Here is a 20,788-nt window from a genome sequence, read left to right on the forward strand (position 1 = left end):
CCGGCGGGCTCGCCGGTGGACGGGACGGATCTCGACCTGCGGACCACCCTCCAGCACATCGTGGACACCGCGACGGCGCTGGCCGGGGCGCGCTACGGCGCCCTGGCCCTCCTCCACGGGGAGGACCGCCATGTCACCGACCTGTTCACCACCGGCCTGAGCGAGGGTGAACGCCGCGCCGCGAGCCCGCTCCTGGACGCGCGTACGGGGATCCTCGGGGCCCTCGTGGACGAGGCGCAGGCCGTACGCGTCGACGATCTGACGGCCGGCCCGCACCCCCGCGTCCTTCCGGAGCCGCTCCTCCCGATGCGCTCCTTCCTCGGGGCGCCCGTCCGGGTGCACACCGAGGTGCTCGGCAGCCTCTGCCTCACCGCGGCGGAGCCGGGCCGCTTCACGGACACCGAGTCGGCACTGCTGCGGCTGCTCGCCTCCCAGGCCGCCGCGGCGATCAGCGGCGCCCATCTGTACGAGGCGGCACGGCAGCGGGAGCACTGGATCGAGGGGGCGGCGGCCGTCACCCGGGCACTGCTGACCGGAGCGGGTACGACGGACGCCCTGACGACCGTCGCCGAGCGGGCCAGGGTGCTGGCCGACGCGGCGGCCGGGGTGATCCTCCAGCCGACCCCGGGCGGCGGGATGGAGATCGTCGCCGCCTCCACGCTGGACGATCCGGCCGGACTCGTCGGCACCGCCATCGAGCCGGGCTCCCCCGTCCTCGTGCAGCTGCTGGGCGGGGAGGAGGTCTTCATCGAGGACTCTGCGACGGACGACCGGATGACGACGCCCGTGCGGTCCCGGTTCGGCCCCAGCATGATGCTGCCCCTGGAGAACGAGGGCAGGCTCATCGGCACGCTCGCCCTCCCCCGGCGGCGTGGCGAGGCCCCGTACACGGCGATGGACCGGCAGCTCGCCTCCCAGTTCGCCTCCCAGGCGGCGCTGGCCCTGGTGATGGCCGACGCGCAGCACTACAGGGAGCAGCTGGCGGTCTACGAGGACCGCGACCGCATCGCCCGTGACCTGCACGACCTCGTCGTACAGCGGCTGTTCGCGACGGAGATGATGCTGGAGTCGACCCGCCGCAAGGACCTGGCGGGCGACACCGGGACCGCCGAGCTGCTCGGACACGCTGTCGACGAGCTGGACTCCACGATCCAGGAGGTCAGGACCGCGATCTTCGCGCTCCAGCAGCCGCCGGCCGAGGCCCCCACGGCCTTCCGCGGCCGGGTCCTGCGCGAGACGGGCGGAGCGGCGGCGGTGCTCGGCTTCCAGCCGTCCGTCCAGTTCACCGGGGCGGTGGACGCCCTGGTGAGGGAGCCGGTGGACGGGGAACTGCTCGACGTGCTGCGCGGCGCCCTGGCAGCCGCGCACCGGCGGGCGGGGGTGACGGCCGTCGAGGTGGAGGTGGACGCGACGGCGCGGCTGCCCGACGGGCGTGCGGGGGTGCGGCTGGTGGTCGCGGACAACGGGCGCGCCGAGGACGGCGAACGGTCGCCCACCGTCACCTGGCTGGCGCCGCTCTGAGGGCGATCCGGGTGGTGGAGTGGGCGACGCCCGCGTCCTTCTTCAGCCGTCGCAGCAGGGTGTCCAGGGATCCGGGGTCGGCCGCCGTGGCGCGTACGAGGTAGTCGTGGGGGCCCGTCACGTGCACCACCTCGGTGATGCCGGGGAGGGTCAGCACCGAGCGTTCGAACTCCTCGTTCGTCGTGTCGAGACGCAGCGACACGTCGATGAAGACGACGAGGCCCGAACGGGTGTCGGCGGCCGGGTCGACGATGACCGTGAAGCCGCGGATCACCCCGTCGCGGCGCATCCGGCGCACGCGGTCGCCCGCCGCGTTGGCACTGAGCCCCACGCGCACGCCCAGATCGCGGTACGAGATCCGGGCGTCCTCCTGGAGAATGCCGAGGATCTCTCTGTCCAACCGGTCCATACCGGTGATTCTCGCAGCCCGGGGCGGGAAACGGCGGGCGAGAGGCCCGTCCCGGGGCCGCCGGGAGGCCCTCCGCCCATGGGGCGTCTGACGTGCGAGGGCCTTACCCGGATGGCGCAGCCCACCGTGCCGCGCCCTCCCCTCCCCCCTTGACTTGCGGTGTGGAGACAACCGCCGAGCAGGCCCCCGCCCCGGACCGGAGACAATCCGCCGCCGCCTACCGGAATCTGATCATGGCCACGATCGGGTTCACGCTCACCTTCTGGGCGTGGAACCTGATTTCCCCGCTGTCCGGTGACTTCAAGGAGCGGCTCGGTCTGAGCTCCTTCCAGCAGTCGCTGCTCGTGGCGGTGCCCGTGCTCGTCGGCTCGCTCGGCCGGATCCCGGCGGGCGCGCTGACCGACAGGTTCGGCGCCAAGCTGATGTTCCCGGTCGTCTCGGCGCTGACGATCGTCCCGGTGCTGCTGCTCATCCCCGCGAAGGACTCCTACGGGGCGATGCTGGCCGTCGGCTTCCTGCTCGGGCTCGGCGGCACCACGTTCGCGATCGGCATCCCCCTGGTCAACTCGTGGTTCCCGCCCGCGAAACGGGGTCTCGCGCTCGGCGTGTTCGGCATGGGCATGGGTGGCGTCGCGCTGTCCGGCTACTTCACCCCGAGGATCGCCAAGCACAGCGAGAACCTGCCGTTCTGGATCGTCGCCGGGGCGCTCCTCGTCTACTCGCTGCTCGCGGCGGTCCTCATCAGCGACCACCCGGAGCGCAAGATCCCGTCGGATTCGCTGGCCCACCGGCTGGGCGAGGCGAGCCGGCTGCGGGTGACCTGGGAGCTGTCCGCGCTGTACGCGATCGGCTTCGGCGGCATCGTCGCGTTCGGGGTGTATCTGCCGACGTATCTGAAGACCTGGTACGAGATGTCACCGACGGAGGCGGGCACCAAGGCGGCGGGGTTCGCGCTGGTCACCGTCATCTTCCGGCCGATCGGCGGCTGGCTGTCGGACCGGATCCACCCCGCCCTGGTCACGGCCGGGGCTCTGCTGCTGGCCGCGCTGATGGCCATCGTCCAGGCCTTCGACCCCCCGCTGAATCCGCTCGGCACGATCGCGCTGCTCTGCATGGCGGCCGGGCTCGGCACCGCGAGCGGAAGCGTTTTCGCCCTGGTCTCGCAGGTGACCCCGCAGGCCAAGGTGGGCAGCGTGACGGGCATCGTCGGCGCGATGGGCGGGCTGGGCGGCTTCGTACCGCCGCTGGTCATGGGGGCGATCTACAGCGCGAAGGACTCGTACTCGATCGGCTTCATGCTGCTCTCCGACCTGGCGCTGGCGGGTGCCGTCTACGCCTACGGCCGGATGCGGACCGTCCGGCGCGACGGCTGACGGCCTCTTCGGGACTTCGCGGATACGGCCTAAAGGTTGTTGCAGAAGGGTGGGGGTGGGCAGGCCGGGGTGGTGTTTGACCTGGTGGTTCAGCCTGTCATGGCGAGGTTGTGCATGGTGGCGACGGCTTGGACGGCGTGGTGGAGTCCGTCTCCCTTCTGGCGGCAGTCGCGGAGGATTTTCCAGTTCTTCATGCGGGCGAAGGTGTGCTCGACGCGGGCGCGGACGCGTCGGTGTTCGGCGTTGTCCTCCTCCTGGCCACGCAGGAGTGGGCGTCCGGCTCTTCTGCGGTGCGGGACGATCAGTCCGGTGCCCAGGTAGGCGCCATCCGCGATGACCGTTCTCCCGGCCGCGATGGCGGGCAGGTCCGATTCTCGCCAGGCGTGGGCATCGGCCTTGTTCCCGGGGACAGGGCGGGCCGAGGCGATCACCAGGCGGCTGTCCGCGTCGATGATGACCTGCACGTTCGCCGAGAACCGGTAGTTGCGGGAGGACGCGGCGACCGTACGGTCGCGGACCGGGACGAGGGTTCCGTCCACGATCCACAACCGTTCGACATCCGCGAGAGGCCGCGGAGCCGGCTCCAGTGCGAGGAGCGGCCGCAGGCGATGGATGACCCGGCAGACGGTGGCTGGGGAGATGCCGAATAGCGGGGCGAGCTGGCGCATCGTGAGGTTAGTCCGGTAGTAGACGGCCACCAGGAGGACACGGTCCGCCAGCGGCAGGCACCACGGGCGCCCTCCACCGGGCCCGTTGCCTCCCCTCTCCCGTACTGCCTTCACCAACTTCCCGAAGCGGCCCATTCGCAAGCCGGTGAACGTCTCCACCCACAACGGCTCAGCCCGCAACACCCCACCCATACAAGAGGAATGCCCTATCCCAGACGTTCTGCAACAACCTTTAAGGGCTGTCCCGTAATCCCTGGTGGATCAGCGCACGGCGTCAGATGCGGTGCATCGCAAGGCGGAGGGGCGTTCGCATACTGGATGTATTCGGGCGTTCCGACAACGCAGCGAGGTGCCGTAGCTGTCGTCGTGCGCCCGCCAGGAATTACGGGCCAGCCCTTAGGCTTCGCCGCGTGACCTCTCTTCTGCCCGCGCTGCGCGGAGCGTCCGGCCGGACGGACTCCCCCGAGGCTGTCCGGTTCGGCGAACACGTCCTGACCTACGCACAGTTGGCCGATGCGACCGCCTCCCTCGCCGCCCGGATCGCGGGGGCGGGGCGTGTCGCCGTCTGGGCCACGTCCACCCCGGAGACGGTGGTCGCCGTCGTGGCGGCGCTACGGGCGGGGGTGCCCGCCGTGCCGCTCAACCCGAAGACCGGCGAGCGGGAACTCACGCACATCGTCGCCGACAGCGCGCCCTCGGTGGTGCTGGCCGGGGCGGACGACGTACTGCCGGCCGCGCTGGGCGGCCTGGAGCGGCTGGATGTCGACACGGCCGCCCGCCCGGCGGAGGCCGCCCTCCCCGAGCCCTCCGCGGACTCCCCCGCGCTGGTCGTCTACACCTCCGGCACGACGGGCCCGCCCAAGGGCGCCGTCCTGCCCCGCCGGGCGATCGCCGCGACGCTGGACGCGCTGGAGGACGCCTGGCAGTGGACCGGCGAGGACGTCCTGGTCCACGCCCTGCCGCTGTTCCATGTGCACGGGCTGATCCTGGGCGTCCTCGGCCCGCTGCGCAGGGGCGGTTCCGTGCGTCACCTCGGCCGGTTCTCGGCGGAGGGAGTGGCCCGGGAGCTGCGCTCCGGGGGGACGATGCTGTTCGGGGTGCCCACGATGTACCACCGGCTGGCAGGCGCGCTGGACGGTCCTGCCGGGTCCGGCGACCTCGCGAAGGCCCTGGCGGGCGCCCGGCTGCTGGTCTCGGGCTCGGCGGCGCTGCCGGTCCAGGACCACGAACGGATCGCCGCGGCCACGGGCCGGAGGGTCATCGAGCGGTACGGGATGACGGAGACCCTGATGAACACGGGCGTACGGGCCGACGGCGCACCGCGCGCCGGGACGGTCGGGCCCCCGCTGCCGGGTGTGGAGCTCAGGCTCGTCGAGGAGGACGGCACCGTGCTCCGGGACACCGCGTCCATCGGCGAGATCCAGGTGCGCGGCCCGAACCTCTTCACCGGCTATCTGAACCGGCCGGACGCCACGGCCGCCGCGTTCACCGAGGACGGCTTCTTCCGTACGGGCGACATGGCCACGGTCGACCCCGACGGCTATGTGCGGATCGTCGGGCGCAAGGCCACCGACCTCATCAAGAGCGGCGGCTACAAGATCGGTGCCGGTGAGATCGAGAACGCCCTGCTCGACCACCCCGGCGTGCGGGAGGCCGCCGTCACCGGTGAGCCGAACGCGGACCTCGGCGAGCGGATCGTCGCCTGGGTGGTGCCCGCCGACCCCGGATCACCTCCCGGGGAACGGGAGTTGGCGGACCATGTGGCCCACCTGCTGGCACCGCACAAGCGCCCGCGCGTGGTCCGCTACCTCGACGTACTGCCCCGGAACGAGCTGGGCAAGATCATGAAGAGGTCGCTCGGTGTCTGACCTCACGTGCGCCCGCCTGTCGGCGCGGGAAGCGATCGCCGCCGTCACCGGGAGCTTCACGGAGCACCGTCCGGCCGAGCGGCCGGTCCCGCCGGACGGCCCGCTCGGCTGGAGCGGTTACGCGGAGTCCAGGGCGCGCGCCTCGGCACGGACCGGCGAGGAGGAGTCCGTCCTGTACGGGACCGCCGTCGTCGGCGGCCGGGAGTGCGTCCTCGTCTCGTTCGAATTCGGCTTCCTGGGCGGCTCGCTGGGCGGGCACACCGGGGACCGCCTGGAGGCCGCGTACACGCTGGCGGGTGAGTTGAGGCTGCCGCTCGTCTCGCTCGTCGCCACCGGGGGCAGCCGGATGCAGGAGGGCATGATCGCGCTGATACAGCTCCAGCGGGTGGCCCGCGCGTCCACACGGCTGAGGACCGAGGGGCTGGCGCAGATCGCGGTGCTGCGTGATCCGACGACCGGCGGCGGCTGGGCCACCGTGGGGGCGGGCTCCGACGTGGTGCTGGCGCTGCCCGGTGCGCAGATCGGCTTCGCGGGTTCCCGGGTGCGGCCCGCCGACGCGGATCCGTACGCGTACACCGCCGAGGGGCAGCTCGCGGCCGGCCAGATCGACGCGGTCGTCACGCCGGAGGAGCTGCCGGGGACACTGGGCCGCTGGCTGGCCGCGCTGACGGCCGAGGAGCCGGTCCGGGCCGCCCCGGTGCCGGGCGCGCTGTCGGCCACGGGGCTGCCGGCGACCGGCTGGGACGCGGTGGAGCAGGCCAGGGCCGCGGCACGGCCACGGGCCGAGGCCTATCTGGACGCGTACTTCGAGGACCGGCTGCCTTTGAGCGGCGACCGGTGCGGCGGCAGGGACCCGGGGCTGCTCTGCGGCGTCGGCCTGCACGCCGGGCGCCCGGTGGCGTACGCCGCCCAGTGCGGCACCGCGACCCGCCCATCGGGCTACCGCACGGCCGCCCGGGTGATCCGGCTGGCTGACCGGCTCGGCCTCCCCGTGCTGACCCTGATCGACACCCCTGGCGCGGCCAACGACGCGGAGGCGGAACGGGCGGGCGCGGGCGCCGCCATCGCCGACGCCTTCGCGGCGGTCGCCGGGGCCCGGGTCCCGGTGACGACGCTCGTGATCGGCGAGGGCGGCTCCGGCGGTGCGCTGGCGCTGGCGGCGCCGGACAACACCCATGTCACGGCCGACAGTTACTTCTCGGTGATCGCGCCCGAACTGGCGGCGGCCATCCTGAAGCGCGGCCCGGACGAGGTGCGGTCCACCGCCGACCAGCTCCGGCTGCGCCCCCAGGACCTGGTGAAGCTCGGAGTGGCCCGTTCAGTGGTCGGCCCCGCCGGGCCGGAGGACTGAGACGTACTCGGCGCGCCTCTCGGACGACGGTTGGCTAGCGTGACAAGAAGGACCGATCGTCGAGTGAAGAGAGGGCCGAGTCATGGCCGCAGTATCCGAAGGCACTCCGTGCTGGGCCGACGGCACGTTCGGTGACCTCGAAGGGGCGAAACGTTTCTACGGGGAGCTCCTGGGCTGGACGTACACCGCCTCGATGCCGGAGTACGGCGGCTACACCCAGGCCCATGTGGACGGCAGGGCGGTCGCCGCGCTGTCGCCTCCCGTGCCCGGCCAGGAGGCACCGAACGCCTGGTGTCTGTACCTCGCGTCCCCGGACGCCGCCGCCACCACCGCGAAGATCCGCGAGCACGGGGGCCAGGTGCTGGTGGAGCCGATGCAGGTCGGCGACTTCGGGACGATGGTGCTGGCCACCGACCCCGGCGGGGCCGCGTTCGGGGTGTGGCAGGCCGGCACCCACGAAGGGTTCCAGGCCCGGGTGGTACCCGGCGCCTTCGCGTGGGCCGAGATCTACACCCGGGAGCCGGCGAAGGCGGACTCGTTCTTCCGGTCCGTCTTCGGATACGGCGTGAAGCACCTGGACGACGACGCGATCGACTTCGCGCTCTACGACCTGGGCGCCGACCCCGTGCTCGGACGGATGAAGATGGGTGAGGAGTTCCCGCCCCAGGTCCCGGCCCATCTGAACGTCTACTTCGGTGTGGCCGACTGCGACGCGGCGGTGGAGAAGGCCAAGTCCCTCGGGGCTGAGCTCCGCCTCGGCCCGATGACCATCCCGTTCGGCCGGTTCGCGTCCCTGACGGACCCGCAGGGCGCGGTGTTCTCGCTGTTCGACCCCACGACGACCGGGGGCGAGATGCCGGGCGTCACGGACGCCTGACCGGTCCCCCGGCCCCTACGGCTGCGGATCGCGTGCGTCGTACCGGGCGAAGCCGCGCCGGCGAAGCCCCAGCAGGCACACCACCAGCACGCACGCGATACCGCCGCCGGTCACCGCCACGGCCGGTGAGGCCAGGTCGGCCACGGAGCCGGCCACGAGATCGCCGAGCCGTGGGCCGCCCGCCACGACGACGATGAACACGCCCTGCAGCCGGCCGCGCATCTCGTCGGGCACGGCCGCCTGGAGCATGGTGTTGCGGAAGACCATCGAGACGGAGTCCGCGGCCCCGGCCAGCGCGAGCAGGACCAGCCCGGGCCAGAGCTGCCGGGTGAGCCCGAACGCGGCGACGGCTCCACCCCAGCAGGCCACGGCGATCAGCACCGCGAGCCCGTGCCGGTGGACGCGGCCCAGCCACCCGGAGAAGACATTGCCGAGCAGCGCCCCCAGCGCGGGGGCGGCGACCAGGAGTCCGGTGGTCTTCGCGTCGCCGCCGAACCAGACCACGGCGACCACGGGGAAGAGGGCGCGGGGGTGAGCGAGCACCATGGCGCTCAGGTCGGTGAAGAAGGTCATCCGGAGATTGGGCCTGGTGCCGAGGAAGCGCAGGCCGTCCATGACGGACGCCCGCCGGGCACCCTTCTCCCCAGCGCCCCGGTCGGGCAGCATCGGGGGCAGCCGCCACATCGCGTACAGCGAGGCCGTGAAGGTGACGGCGTCGACGGTGTACGCCGCCCGGTAGCCCCACCAGCCGACGATGAGGCCGCCGAGCATCGGGCCTGCCAGGCCGCCGGTGGTGGACGTCATCGCGTTGAGCGCGTTGGCGGCGGGCAGCTGTTCGGCCGGGAGCAGCCGGGCGATCATCGAGCTCCGGGCCGGGGAGTTGAGCGCGAAGCACACGGCCTGGAGGGCGACGACCGCGTAGAGCAGCCCCACGTGTTCCACCCCGGCGAAGGTCACCGCGGCCAGCACGAGGGAGAGAAGGAACGACCCGGTGGCGCTGAACAGCCCCAGTCCGCGCCGGTCGACGGTGTCGGCGACGGCTCCGCTGTACAGACCGAGGAGCACCAGCGGGACGAGCGAGCAGAGGCCGATCAGCCCGACGGAGAACGCGGACCCGGTGATGTCGTAGACCTGGAGGGAGACGGCCAGCGCCGTCATGCCCTGCCCGATCCAGGAAACGGTGTTCCCGAACCAGAGCCGCCGGTAGTCGGGTGAGAAACGCAGCGGCGTGAGGTCGGCGAGTATGCGGGTGCGGGATACACCTTGTTTGGCTGTTTCGGTCACAGGGGATGGTAACGGCCCCGGTAACGGGCCCCCCGCGGAGCCAGGGCGGCGAGCGGGACGAGTTCGGGGCGCGCGGCCTTGCGGAGGGGGCGCGGGCACGACGCCCCTCCCCGACCGCCTTCCGTGACCGCTTCAGGAAGACGACCGGCGTCAGCCCGCAGAGCTACCGGCGCGCCTTCAGCTGGCCCGTTCCCGCGGGCAGGCGCCCCGAGCAGGCGCTGCGGCCGCGCGCCGAGATCACCGCCACCGAACCTCCACACCACGGGTGACCGGACGTGAGCAACGGTGGGTTGACGAACGGGCATCGCGAGGGAAAGGATCACCGGGCTCGAATATGACAACGTTGTCGCACGAGAGGACCGGGATGAGAGTGCTGAAGCGCGCCTTCACCGCCTTGTTGATCACCACAACCATGGCCACGGTTTCCGTCACCTCGGGCGTCGCCGACGCCAGGGAGCAGGGACCGAAGTTCGCCACCGACCCCACCACGCTCGTCGACACCTCGATCGGCAACAACGGCGACGGAACCACCTTCCCGGGCGCGGCCGCCCCGTTCGGCATGGTGCAGCTGAGCCCTGACACGCAGCTGAACAAGTACGCGTCCTACGACTACGCGCAGGACACCATCCTCGGCTTCAGCCACACCCACCTCTCGGGCGTCGGCTGTCAGACGATGGGCAACTTCCGGTTCATGCCGACCACCGGTGCGGTCACCTCGTCCGACCCCGCGCAGTACGGTGCGAAGTTCAGCCATGACAACGAGACCCGCGCACCCGGCTCCTACGGCGTGAAGTTCGACAACGGCATCCAGGCCGAACTCGCCGCGACGGAGCGTACCGGCCAGCACCGCTACACCTTCCCCGCCGGATCAGGGCAGGAGAACGTCCTCATCGAGACCGGCGAGAGCAACGGCAGCACCTATGCCGGGGACATCGAGGTGGTCGGCCAGGACACCGTGGAAGGCTGGCTCCAGGGCGGAAACTTCTGCGGTGAGACCGGCAAGGAGCGCTACCGGATCTTCTTCAGCGCCAAGTTCGACCGGAAGTTCTCGAAGTTCGGCACCTGGTCCGACGGCACGCTCACCCCGAACCAGCGCAAGGCGTCGCGCGGCACCGAGCGCGCCGGCGCCTGGCTGACCTTCGACCCGGCCGGGGGCGATCAGGTCGGTACATCGGTGGGCCTGTCCTACACCTCGGTCGACGGCGCGCGCCTCAACCGCCGGGCCGAGCAGCCGAGGTCGTTCGACAAGGCCCGGACCGGCGCGCACGACGCCTGGCAGGACGAGCTGAACCGCATGCGCGTGGCAGGCGGCAGCACCGCCGACCAGCGCACCTACTACAGCGCGCTCTACCGCTCGCTGCTGCACCCGTCGATCGGGTCCGACGTCGACAACCGTTACCGCGGCTTCGACGACAAGGTCCACCGCTCGGATGCCACGTACTACCAGATGTTCTCGCTCTGGGACACCTACCGCTCGCAGAACCAGCTGGTGGCCCTGCTGCACCCGGACAAGGCCGCGGACATGGCCAGGTCCGTGCTGCACATCTACCAGGACGGCGGCTGGCTCCCGCGTTGGGGGCTCGGCAACGGCGAGACCAATGTGATGAGCGGCGATCCCGTCACCCCGTGGATCGTCGACATCCACAACCGCGGCCTGCTCGACGACCGCACCTCGCGTCAGCTGTTCGACGCACTCTGGAAGAACGTCAACGAACTCCCCTCGGATCAGTCGGCCTTCCGCGGCCGTGACGGCAACCCGACGTATGTGAAGAACGGCTGGGTCGGTTACCGGAACCTGCCCGGCTACACGTACGGCGACAGCCGCCAGGCGGGATCGGCCACGCTCGAGTACTCGCTCGCCGACTGCGCGCTGGCCACGATGGCCGACGACCTCGGCTACGAGCAGAAGGCCGCGGCGCTCGCCCCGCGCTGCGAGAACTTCACCAAGCTCTGGGACACCGGCGTCACGTCGCAGGGCTTCTCAGGGTTCCCCGTCACGAGGAACGCGGACGGCACCGTCGCCGGTGACCCCGACCCCACCCAGCCCGGTGCGTTCCACGAGGGCACCGCATGGCAGTACCAGTGGCTCGCCCAGCAGGACCCCCAGACCCTTTTCGGTCTCATGGGCGGTCAGGCCGAGGCCGAGCAGCGGCTCGACACGTTCTTCGACATGCCGACCGTGCTCACCGACCCGGCGAAGGCCGCTTCGGAGTCGTGGGTGACCGGCGCATACGACTACCACAACAACTTCGCCTTCAATCCCAACAACGAGCCCGACTTCCACGCGCCGTGGATGTACTCCTGGACCGGCGCACCGTGGAAGACCTCGGCCGTGCTGCGGGCGATGCGGACGCTCTTCACCGACAACGCCTACGGCATGCCCGGCAACGACGACCTCGGCTCCACCTCGTCGCTGCTCGTCTTCGCCATGGCCGGCGTCTTCGAGGCCCAGCCGGGTTCCGCCAACTACATCATCAGCGCACCTATGTTCGAGAAGGTCGAGATCCGGCCCGAGCACGGGCGCAGGATCAGCATCGAAGCCCCGGGTGCGAGCGCTTCGAAGCTTCAGTACGTGTCCTCCGTGGCGACGAAGGAGGGCGAGCTGCGCCGGAGCTGGCTCTCCCACAAGGACCTGCTCCGCTCCGGCTCGATCAAGATCGAGCTCTCCGACCGGCCGACGAGCTGGGGCGTGGACGCCGCTCCTCCGGCCATGGCCCCCCAGGACTGACGCTTCGGGGTGCGGCCCTCTCCCCCGGGAGGGGGCCGTGCCCCTGGGCGGGGTCCCGCACGGTCGGCGTCGCTTTCGCGCCACCCGGTGTGAACGTGGCGCAATCACGCGTTGCCGCTCCGTTCCGCGACGCGCAGCCTGGTGCGGGAGCGCTCCCATGCCGCCGCTACAGCGGTCCGGCCGCGCTCGCTCTCCATGGAACCGCCACCGCGTGCAAGCACCACCGATGTGCGAAGACCACCGCTGCGCAAGCGTCCCCCACTCTGGAGCCGACACATGTCAAGACGCCGCTGGGCAGGGCCAGTTCTGCTGGCCCTCCTGCTGACCGCTCCCCTCTCGCTCCCCGCCACCGCCGCCGATGCCGTACCGCCCCGGGCGGGAGCGGCCGAAGCCGCGCCGCTCGTCCCCCTCCCCTCGCTCAGCGCGACCACCACCCAGGTCGCCTCCGGACTGAAACGGCCCACCGCGCTCGTCGCCCCCGACGACGGCACGGACCGGCTGTTCATCACGGAGAAGTCCGGCACCGTCCGCGTCTACCGGCCGGACACCGGCCTGGCCGCCACTCCGATCGTCGACATCAAGTCGGCCGTGGATGAGTCCGGCAACGAGCGCGGCCTCCTCGGCATCGCCGTCCCGCCCGACTTCGCCGACAGCCAGGACCTGTACCTGGCGTACACGGCGCGGCCCGACGGCGCGGTCACCCTCGCCCGCTACCGGCTCGACGAGTCCCGCCTGGAGGTCCTGCTCTCGCAGGAGCACGCCGAGAACAGCAATCACAACGGCGGCCAGCTCGCGTTCGGCCCGGACGGCGATCTGTACTGGAGCATCGGCGACGGCGGCGGCTCCGCGGACCCCCTCCGCGCCGCGCAGCGGCTGGACACCCTGCTCGGCAAGATCATGCGTATCGACGTGAGCCGGAGCTGCGGCGAGCTCGCCTACTGCGTTCCCGGCGACAACCCCTTCGTGGGCACCCCGGGCACCCGCGAGGAGATCTGGCTGTACGGGCTGCGCAACCCGTGGCGGTTCTCCTTCGACGACGCCGACGGTTCGCTGTGGATCGGTGACGTCGGCCAGGGGCGATGGGAGGAGGTCGACCACCTCGCGCCCGGACGGGGAGGGCTGAACCTCGGCTGGTCCTGCTACGAGGGCCTGGAGAAGTTCGAGGGCGGCGACTGCGTGCCCGGCGAGACGTACACCGAGCCGGTCTTCACGTACTCGCCGTACACCGGCGGCTGCTCGGTCATCGGCGGCCGCGTCTACCGGGGCCAGGAGTACGCCGGCCTGGTCGGCGGCACGTACATCGCCACCGACTACTGCTCGTCCACGGTCTGGGCCCTGCGCCCCGACGGCGCGGGCGGTTACGAGCAGGCGGAGATCGGGGAGATGCCCACCCAGGTGACGTCGATCGGGGCGACCGCCGACGGGGAGTTCTACGTGGTCAACGACCTGCCCGGCGGACTGCACCGGGTGTCGTTCGCGCGGGAGGAGCCCACCTGCCGGGTGGACCGCACCGTGAAGGCCTGGGGTACGGGCACGACGGTCGACCTGACCGTCACCAACACGGGCACGACACCCGTGAACGGCTGGACGCTCGAATTCCCGCTGGCTCTCGGGCAGACCGTCATCTCCGACTGGAACACGGACCTGACCCAGGGGAGCAACACGATCGAGGCGGTCAACGCCGCGCACAACGCCACGATCGCCCCGGGCGCGAGTATCACCCTCGGCTATCTCGTCGAGCACACCGGTGACGCGTCGTCACCACCGCGGTTCATGCTCAACGGGGACGCCTGCGCCGTCGGCGGCTGAGCGGCCGACGGGAAGCAAGGTCCCTCTCCGGAGTGCGCGGGTCAGGCGTCCCCCGACCGACCCCCAGGACGGGGGCCAGGCGCGACGTCAGGGACGGTGCAGAGCGTTGGCCACGAGTTCGCGCGCGTAGCCGGCGCCCTGCCCGACGGGGCGGAAGAGAATCCGGTACATGATCGGCGCCACGACGCGGTCGATCACCAGTGTGGAGGAAGCCCGGCAGCAGATGTTCCGGGACTCGGTCCACCCCGTCCGGGACGCCGGCCTGCTCGACCTCGTCGACATCGCGGTCGAGGGAACGGACATCGCACCGGGCCTGCGCCTGCTGCCCGCTCCCGGCCACACCCCCGGGCAGATCGCGGTGCGGCTGAGCAGCGGGGGCGAGGACGCGCTGATCACCGGCGACAGCATCCACCACCCGGTCCAGCTGTCACACCCTCGGCTCTGCAGCTGCGTGGACATCGCACCCGAACTCGCCGCCAGGACACGGCGCCAGATGCTGGACTCACTCGCGGGCACGTCCACGCTCCTGCTCGGCAGCCACTTCCCGCCGCCCACCGCCGGACACGTACGCCGCGAGGGGGACGCGTACCGGCTGACACCCCCGGCGGCACCCGTCCACGACTGAGCGGACATCGAGCGCCTGCGCGAGGCGCTTCCCCCGCCCGCTCCCGCGACTCCCACGGCACTCCGGGCGAGCACCGGGCGGTGAAACCTTTCGGCTCTGCGGTGGGGCGGGTGGATCTCCCGCCCAGCAGCCCATCACAGTACGCACGGGGTACACGCCGCTCACTCGGTCGCCGCCACCTCCCCTCAGCCGTGGCAGTCGCACTCCGTCTCGACCAGACGCCCGTAGGCCGCGCATCGGAAGCGCGTCCTGAACCGTCATTGATGTCGGCGGGGTCGGTGGGAAGTGCCAGGGATCGGCGTGGTCACCGAAACGGGGCGCCTACTCCACCGGCCGACGAACCGGAGCGAAGTGTCGGGGCGGCCACTCTCCGCTTCTGACGCCCCGTCAAGAACGCGCCGGGCGTGTGAGTAACTCCGGCGCGAGCGGAGCGCCGTCGGCGCCGGCGCTCCGCTCGCGGGGTGAGGCGTACTGCCGGAGGGTCAGGTCGACTCGCGCACGACGAGTTCGTTCGGCATGATCACCGGCCCTGTGGGGCCGCCGTCGATCAGGCCGAGGAGCAGGTGGACGGCGGCGGTCGCCTGGTCGGCCATCGGGCTGCGTACCGAGGTGAGCGCGGGACTGGTGTAGGACGCGGCTTCTATGTCGTCGAAGCCGATGACCGCCACGTCTTCGGGGACGCGTCGGCCCGCTTGATGGAGGGTGCGCAGGGCCCCGATCGCCATCAGGTCGTTGGCCGCGAACACCGCATCGAGGTCGGGGTCGTCCTCCAGGAGCTGCCTCATGGCTTCGGCGCCGGAGGCTCTGGTGAAGTCGCCCAGTGCCACGATGGAGCGACGGCCGGTGTCACGCAGCGTCTGGCGGTAGCCCTCGAGGCGCTCACGCGACTCGTACAGTTCGAGCGGCCCGGTGATGGTGGCGATCCGGCGCCGGCCGCGCTCCAGGAGATGACGCACGGCCAGGGCCGCTCCGCCGGCGTTGTCCAGCGCGACGTACGGGACGTCCTGTGCGGAGGTGCGGTTGAAGGACACGACAGGCAGGCCCTGCCGGGCCAGTGCGGCCGGCAGCGGATCCGTACCGTGCAAGGCGACCAGGAGCACGCCGTCCACATGCCCGCCGGCGATGTACTGCACGACTCTGGTCCGGCTCCGGTCCGATTCCGCGAGCATGAGCACGAGCCGTTTGCCCGCCGTCTCCAGCTCTCTGCTGACGGCGCGGACCACGGCGGAGAAGAGGGGGTCGTCGGAGACGACTCCTTGAGGCGGGTCGGATACCACCACGGCGAGGGTGTCTGTGCGGCGGGTGACGAGATTGCGTGCCGCGCCGTTGGGCACGTAGCCCAGTTCGTTCACGGCGCGCATGACGACGTCTCGGATCTGCGGGGCGACCGTCGTCTCACCGTTGATGACCCGGGAGACGCTCGATTTGGACACGCCCGCTCGGGCGGCCACCACATCGAGAGTGGGGCGTTTCATACCTGTCCGTCCCCTGTGCCGCCGCCCGGGTTCGTGCGCGGGGCGGGTTTTCTCATCAGGGCGACCTCCGGCTCTGCGTCGTGGCGATGCGAGCAGCGTATCCGCAGGCCGGGGCGACATGAGCGTACTCGGAACGGCGTCTCCTCCGGCGCCGCCCCCGTGACTCTCGGCGCGCCGTGTAGCCCATGAGAGACCGCTCCCTCCGTGCGTCGTAGGTGTTACGTCGCTGTTTTTTCGAGGTGAAAGAGGCCTTGACAGCCATTACCAGTCCCTCCATCCTCCCTTCCAGGGAGCGCTCCCTGACCTCCCCCCACTTGAGGAGTCGCCCATGCAAACACCGCTGCGTCGCTTCAGCTTATTTTTGGCCCTCGCGGCCGCACTGCTCGCTTTCATAGCTCTCCCCACCCCTCCCGCGCAGGCGGCGGAGGTGCTGCTCTCTCAGGGAAAGCCCGCCACCTCCTCAGGTACCGAGGGAAACTTCAGCGCTCATAACGCCGTCGACGGCGACCCCGGGACGCGCTGGTCCAGCGCCTTCGCCGACCCGCAGTGGATTCAGATCGACCTCGGGGCCGATGCCGGGATCAGCCGGGTCGTCCTCAACTGGGAAGCCGCGTACGGCACGGCGTTCAGGATCGAGGTATCGAGCGACGCGGAGAGGTGGACCGTCGTCCACCAGACGGCCACGGGCACGGGTGGCACCCAGAACCTGACTGTTTCCGGCACCGGCCGCTACGTGCGCATGTACGGGACGCAGCGTGCCACCGGTTACGGCTACTCGCTGTGGGAGTTCCAGGTGTACGGCACTGCTGGTGCCGGCGGCCCTGGCGGTGACGCCGGCCAACTGCTCTCCTACGGCAGGCCGGGCGCGGCTTCCTCTTCCCAGAGTGACCAGAACTGCTGGGAGTGCACGCCGGCCAGGGCCTTCGACCGGGATCCGGCCTCCCGCTGGTCCACAAGCTCCACCACGGGATGGACCGATCCAGGCTGGATCTCCGTCGATCTCGGAGCGACGGCGCAGATCGACAAGGTCGTCCTGCAGTGGGATCCCGCCTACGCCAAGTCCTTCCAGATCCAGGTCTCGTCGAACGGAGCCGACTGGACACCGATCTATTCGACGACGTCCGGCACGGGCTTCAAGCAGACGCTGGCCGTCTCCGGCACCGGCCGCTATGTGCGCATGTACGGGACGCAGCGTGCCACCCCTTACGGCTACTCGCTGTGGGAGTTCCAGGTGTACGGCACCGGCGGCGATCCGATACAGGCTCCGCCCCTGCCGAGTGACCCCGCGAACCCGCCACGGCTGGTGTGGAGCGACGATTTCGACGGCGCCGCAGGCGGCAGGCCCGACTCCTCGAAGTGGAGGGCCGATCCGGGCACCGGGCCGAACAACGAGCTGGAGTACTACACCGACCACCGCAACGCCGCACTGGACGGGGCGGGACACCTGGTGATGGAGGCACGCAAGGAGGCCACCGCAGGATCGTCGTGCCCGCCTGACCCGCTGAGCGGCAGCACCACCTGTCAGTACACCTCGGCGCGGATGAACACCGGCGCGACGTTCCAGTTCACCTACGGGCGCGTCGAAGCACGCATCAAGGTGCCCAAGGGCAACGGTCTGTGGCCCGCGTTCTGGATGATGGGCGGCGACTTCCTGACGGGCCGGCCGTGGCCGTACAACGGCGAGATCGACATCATGGAGATCCTCGGCAAGGACGTGAAGACCGCCTACTCGACCGTCCACGCGCCCGCCTACAACGGCGGGGGTGGAATCGGCGCGCCGTACACACTGCCCGGGAACGCCGACTTCTCCGACGACTTCCACACCTGGGTCGCCGACTGGAACAGCAAGGGCATCACCTACAGCCTGGACGGCCGGACCGTTCTGACTCTCGACAAGGAGCAGGTGGAGCAGACTCGCGGGCCGTGGATCTTCGACCACCCTCACTACCTGATCCTCAACCTGGCGGTCGGAGGTGACTGGCCGGGCCCGACAGACGCCGGCACCCCCTTCCCCGCCAAAATGCTCGTCGACCACGTGCGGGTCTATCAGTAACCCCTGGCCGCCCGGTGACCGCGAGGGTCCCGGGCGGCTCCGCCCGCCCCCTGTGGGCGGCGCTCCGAGACACTCGGCTCCCCTTGCGGGCAAACGCCACTGTCCGCCTCCCGCTCTCCCGTCGCCGCACTTCGGCGAGCAGACCCGTCACCCCTGATGCCCGTAAGGAAGTGAGATGCGCAGATACCCCGTCCATCTGTACACACTGTTGGTGAGCACTCTGGCGCTCGTGCTGGCCGCCGCCCTGAGCTTGACCGTATCGACCCAGCAGGCCCAGGCCGCGACGGTCACCGTCCAGGCCGAGTCCTACGCAGCCCAGTCGGGTGTCGCGTCGGAGGCGACCGGGGACATCGGGGGCGGGCAGAACGCCGCGTTCCTCGCCGACGGTGACTGGATGCGCTTCGACAACGTCGACCTCGGCGCGGCCGGCCGGCTGACGGTGTCGGCCCGGATCGCGTCCGCCGTCGGCTCGGGCACGGTGGAATTCCGGACCGGCAGCCTGACCGGACCACTGCTCGCCGTCATACCGGTCTCCCCGACCGGCGGCTGGCAGACCTGGACGACCCAGGCCACCGACGTCACCACCCATCCCACCGGTTCACAGACGGTGTTCGCCGTGCTGCGCAGCACGGCTGCCGGTGACTTCGTCAACATCAACTGGTTCTCCTTCGTCGGCGCGGGCGACAGCCCGGCGGCCGGATGGGTCCCCGTCGACCAGGCCAAGTGGGACGCCCAGTTGGCGCAGTTCCGTGCGATGACGCCCGCCGCCGTGCCCGCCGGTATCGTCCGGGTCCCGGAGTTCAACGCCACCTGCTCCTACAGCCACTCCAAGCCGGACGACCCCATCGTCCTGCCGGGGCTGCCCGGTGCGTCCCACATGCACAGCTTCTTCGGCAACAGGAGCACCGACGCGTTCTCCACGACCCAGTCGCTGCTGACCAACACACCCACCAGTTGCACCCCTGCCAACGACCTCTCGGCGTACTGGATCCCGACCCTGTACGAAGGCGACAAGGCCGTCGAAGCCGAGAGCATGATCGTGTACTACGGTTCCCGGCTCACCGACCCCTCGGCGACCGTGCCCTTCCCGCAGGGGTTCCGCATGATCGCGGGCAACGCCAAGACCCAGACGCCCACCCCGGCGGGCTCGCCGGGCCAGTACTGGTGCGCCGGCGAGGGCGGTGAGATCGGCCGCAGCGCCGACGGCAACTGGCCGCGCTGCGCCCCCAAGGCCCATCTCACCCACCAACTCGTCTTCCCCGACTGCTGGGACGGCAAGAACCTCGACAGTCCCGACCACAAGTCGCACGTGGCGACCACCTACGACGGCAAGTGCAGCGGCGCCTACCCTGTCGCCATCCCCAACCTCTCCTTCGTCGTCAGCTATCCGACCAGCGGCAGCACCGCGGGCTTCCGGCTGGCCTCGGGCATGGCATCGTCCATCCACGGCGACTTCTTCAACGCCTGGGACAACGCCGGTCTCGGGCACCGCGTGAAGGACTGCATCACCCAGAAGGCCAAGTGCAACTCCGCCGGCACGTTCTGACCCTCGCCCTGTGGCCGGCATGCGCCATGGTGGTGGCGCTGCCGGCCGTCGGGTGCACGACCACGTGGGACACGGTCTTACGAGTGTGATCCTGGTCGGAGCCGTTGTTCCGCCCGGCCTGTGTCCGGCCGGGCGGATTCCGTGCGAGCGGTTGCCGAGGAAGACCCACTGTGCGCCGACATCGCCTCCGCCCGTGAGCTCAACGCCTTCGCCGTGTGCTCCCTGTTGGCGGTGCTGTTGTCAGCCGAAATGCTCAGCCTTGCTTCGAAGCGGCATCGCCTCCACGCTGCCACATTTCATAGTTCCCGCATTCTGCCGTGATCTCGGCCGTCGCCTGAGCCGCGGTGAAGAAGTCATCGACCACCGGCGAGGTGCGCGTTGCCGCCACCGCGAGGCACACCTGGTCGGGCGCCAGATCCGGGATGGGCACGTAGCTGATGTCCGGATGTGAGTAGAACACGGTCGCCGAACGGGCCAGGAACGAGATGCCGCGGCCGGCCGCGACATGCTCGAGCGTCTCGTCCACCCCGCGCACCAGGTACCCGGCGTCAGGGTGCGGCCGCCTGGTGGGCTGCGTGCTCGGGTCGGCATGCCAGACCAGCGGTTCGCCGGCCAGGTCGGCCTCGGTGACCTCCTCCTTGCCGGCCAACCGGTGGCCGGCGGGCAGCACCGCCACCCGCGGCTCGGTGTACAGCGGGACGACGCGAAGGCCTGCCTCGTCGATGGGCAGCCGCACATAAGCGACGTCGATGCGGCCGTCGAGCAGCATCGCGGCCTGGTCGTCCCATTCGATCCGCTTCACGTCCACGGCCACGTCCGGGTGCCGGGCCTCGAATGCCCGCGTCGCCGGGATGACCGCGATGCCTGCCCGGAAGCCGACCGTGAGCCGTTGGCTGCCGCGCGCGGCCACAGTCACCCGGCGGCGGACCGCGTGCGCGGAGGCAAGCAGCGGACCGGCGTCGGCCAGCAGTTGTCGGCCCGCGTCGGTCAGCGCTACGCCGTGGCGGTTCCTGCTGAACAGCAAGGCGCCGAGATCCTGCTCGAGCGCGCGGATCTGCCGGCTGAGCACCGGCTGCGCGATATGGAGCTCCTCGGCGGCGCGGCTGAAGTGCAACTGGTCGGCCACGGTGACGAAGTAACGCAGTTTGCGCAGGTCCAGATCCATGGGCGCCTCCCGGTCCGGTAATGCCTTGAGGGTATC

General features: G+C 70.9%; 14 protein-coding genes and 2 pseudogenes. 10 read left to right on the forward strand and 6 right to left on the reverse strand.

The features are described 5' to 3' along the window. Window positions 1-15 precede the first annotated feature (15 nt). Entirely contained in the window at window positions 16-1,521 is a 1,506-nt protein-coding gene (locus ACIP63_RS03960) for a GAF domain-containing protein (protein ID WP_401511209.1), read from the forward strand. Here ACIP63_RS03960 and ACIP63_RS03965 read toward each other — a convergent pair. Next, window positions 1,499-1,930 (reverse strand): Lrp/AsnC family transcriptional regulator, encoded by a 432-nt coding sequence (locus tag ACIP63_RS03965; RefSeq protein WP_401511212.1) that lies wholly within the window; start codon window positions 1,928-1,930, stop codon window positions 1,499-1,501. The two genes, ACIP63_RS03960 and ACIP63_RS03965, sit on opposite strands and share 23 nt — an antisense overlap. Before the next feature lie 161 nt (window positions 1,931-2,091). On the opposite strand from ACIP63_RS03965, the gene ACIP63_RS03970 reads away from it, so the two are divergent. Continuing rightward, window positions 2,092-3,303 carry a nitrate/nitrite transporter gene (locus ACIP63_RS03970; RefSeq protein ID WP_401511215.1) on the forward strand — a complete coding sequence of 404 codons (1,212 nt, stop codon included), beginning with the start codon at window positions 2,092-2,094 and terminating at the stop codon, window positions 3,301-3,303. Between the two features lie 89 nt (window positions 3,304-3,392). On the opposite strand, the gene ACIP63_RS03975 is transcribed toward ACIP63_RS03970, so the two are convergent. After that, a complete protein-coding gene (locus tag ACIP63_RS03975) occupies window positions 3,393-4,163 on the reverse strand; it encodes a transposase (RefSeq protein WP_401511217.1) in 771 nt (256 codons plus the stop codon). A 218-nt stretch (window positions 4,164-4,381) separates the two neighbouring features. Here ACIP63_RS03975 and ACIP63_RS03980 point away from each other — a divergent pair, with 218 nt between their 5' ends. From ACIP63_RS03980 to ACIP63_RS03990, 3 genes are all read left to right on the forward strand, one after another. Next, on the forward strand, window positions 4,382-5,839 hold the full coding sequence (locus tag ACIP63_RS03980; RefSeq protein WP_401511220.1) for an acyl-CoA synthetase: 1,458 nt from the start codon (window positions 4,382-4,384) through the stop codon (window positions 5,837-5,839). Next, window positions 5,832-7,190 (forward strand): carboxyl transferase domain-containing protein, encoded by a 1,359-nt coding sequence (locus tag ACIP63_RS03985; RefSeq protein WP_401511223.1) that lies wholly within the window; start codon window positions 5,832-5,834, stop codon window positions 7,188-7,190. Before ACIP63_RS03980 ends, ACIP63_RS03985 begins: the two co-directional genes overlap by 8 nt. An 82-nt stretch (window positions 7,191-7,272) precedes the next feature. Further along, window positions 7,273-8,067, forward strand: coding sequence for a VOC family protein (locus ACIP63_RS03990; RefSeq protein ID WP_401511225.1), 795 nt, complete (start codon window positions 7,273-7,275; stop codon window positions 8,065-8,067). A gap of 15 nt (window positions 8,068-8,082) precedes the next feature. On the opposite strand, the gene ACIP63_RS03995 is transcribed toward ACIP63_RS03990, so the two are convergent. Next, the gene (locus ACIP63_RS03995; protein WP_401511227.1) at window positions 8,083-9,351 is read right to left on the reverse strand and encodes an MFS transporter; all 1,269 of its coding nucleotides are present in this window, start codon (window positions 9,349-9,351) and stop codon (window positions 8,083-8,085) included. A 364-nt stretch (window positions 9,352-9,715) separates the two neighbouring features. On the opposite strand from ACIP63_RS03995, the gene ACIP63_RS04000 reads away from it, so the two are divergent. Both ACIP63_RS04000 and ACIP63_RS04005 read left to right on the forward strand, forming a co-directional pair. After that, window positions 9,716-12,079, forward strand: coding sequence for a GH92 family glycosyl hydrolase (locus ACIP63_RS04000; protein WP_401511230.1), 2,364 nt, complete (start codon window positions 9,716-9,718; stop codon window positions 12,077-12,079). A 276-nt stretch (window positions 12,080-12,355) separates the two neighbouring features. Next, window positions 12,356-13,888, forward strand: a complete 1,533-nt coding sequence (locus ACIP63_RS04005; protein ID WP_401511233.1) for a PQQ-dependent sugar dehydrogenase — start codon at window positions 12,356-12,358, stop codon at window positions 13,886-13,888. An 87-nt stretch (window positions 13,889-13,975) separates the two neighbouring features. On the opposite strand, the pseudogene ACIP63_RS04010 reads toward ACIP63_RS04005, so the two are convergent. Further along, a pseudogene (locus ACIP63_RS04010) lies at window positions 13,976-14,086 on the reverse strand (TetR family transcriptional regulator); the annotation flags it as partial. 4 nt (window positions 14,087-14,090) lie between these two features. On the opposite strand from ACIP63_RS04010, the pseudogene ACIP63_RS04015 reads away from it, so the two are divergent. After that, window positions 14,091-14,513, forward strand: a pseudogene (locus tag ACIP63_RS04015) (MBL fold metallo-hydrolase); the annotation flags it as partial. 482 nt (window positions 14,514-14,995) lie between these two features. Here the strand turns inward: ACIP63_RS04015 and ACIP63_RS04020 are convergent. Then, on the reverse strand, window positions 14,996-15,988 hold the full coding sequence (locus ACIP63_RS04020) for a LacI family DNA-binding transcriptional regulator (protein ID WP_401511235.1): 993 nt from the start codon (window positions 15,986-15,988) through the stop codon (window positions 14,996-14,998). Between the two features lie 328 nt (window positions 15,989-16,316). Between ACIP63_RS04020 and ACIP63_RS04025 the strand changes: the two genes are divergently transcribed. Then, entirely contained in the window at window positions 16,317-18,041 is a 1,725-nt protein-coding gene (locus ACIP63_RS04025; protein WP_401511238.1) for a discoidin domain-containing protein, read from the forward strand. A gap of 175 nt (window positions 18,042-18,216) precedes the next feature. Further along, window positions 18,217-19,587, forward strand: a complete 1,371-nt coding sequence (locus ACIP63_RS04030) for a DUF1996 domain-containing protein (RefSeq protein WP_401511239.1) — start codon at window positions 18,217-18,219, stop codon at window positions 19,585-19,587. A 253-nt stretch (window positions 19,588-19,840) separates the two neighbouring features. On the opposite strand, the gene ACIP63_RS04035 is transcribed toward ACIP63_RS04030, so the two are convergent. Then, entirely contained in the window at window positions 19,841-20,752 is a 912-nt protein-coding gene (locus ACIP63_RS04035; protein ID WP_401511242.1) for a LysR family transcriptional regulator, read from the reverse strand. Between the last annotated feature and the right edge of the window lie 36 nt (window positions 20,753-20,788).

This window comes from Streptomyces sp. NPDC088746, assembly GCF_044751065.1.
In the GTDB taxonomy this organism is placed as follows: domain Bacteria; phylum Actinomycetota; class Actinomycetes; order Streptomycetales; family Streptomycetaceae; genus Streptomyces.

Excerpts from the sequence above, each read along its gene's own strand:
- ACIP63_RS04025 (WP_401511238.1), top strand. The coding sequence starts at position 16,317 with ATGCAAACACCGCTGCGTCGCTTCAGCTTATTTTTGGCCCTCGCGGCC.
- ACIP63_RS03990 (WP_401511225.1), top strand. The coding sequence starts at position 7,273 with ATGGCCGCAGTATCCGAAGGCACTCCGTGCTGGGCCGACGGCACGTTC.
- ACIP63_RS04035 (WP_401511242.1), bottom strand. The coding sequence starts at position 20,752 with ATGGATCTGGACCTGCGCAAACTGCGTTACTTCGTCACCGTGGCCGAC.
- ACIP63_RS04005 (WP_401511233.1), top strand. The coding sequence starts at position 12,356 with ATGTCAAGACGCCGCTGGGCAGGGCCAGTTCTGCTGGCCCTCCTGCTG.
- ACIP63_RS04000 (WP_401511230.1), top strand. The coding sequence starts at position 9,716 with ATGAGAGTGCTGAAGCGCGCCTTCACCGCCTTGTTGATCACCACAACC.
- ACIP63_RS03965 (WP_401511212.1), bottom strand. The coding sequence starts at position 1,930 with ATGGACCGGTTGGACAGAGAGATCCTCGGCATTCTCCAGGAGGACGCC.
- ACIP63_RS03975 (WP_401511217.1), bottom strand. The coding sequence starts at position 4,163 with ATGGGTGGGGTGTTGCGGGCTGAGCCGTTGTGGGTGGAGACGTTCACC.
- ACIP63_RS04030 (WP_401511239.1), top strand. The coding sequence starts at position 18,217 with ATGCGCAGATACCCCGTCCATCTGTACACACTGTTGGTGAGCACTCTG.
- ACIP63_RS04020 (WP_401511235.1), bottom strand. The coding sequence starts at position 15,988 with ATGAAACGCCCCACTCTCGATGTGGTGGCCGCCCGAGCGGGCGTGTCC.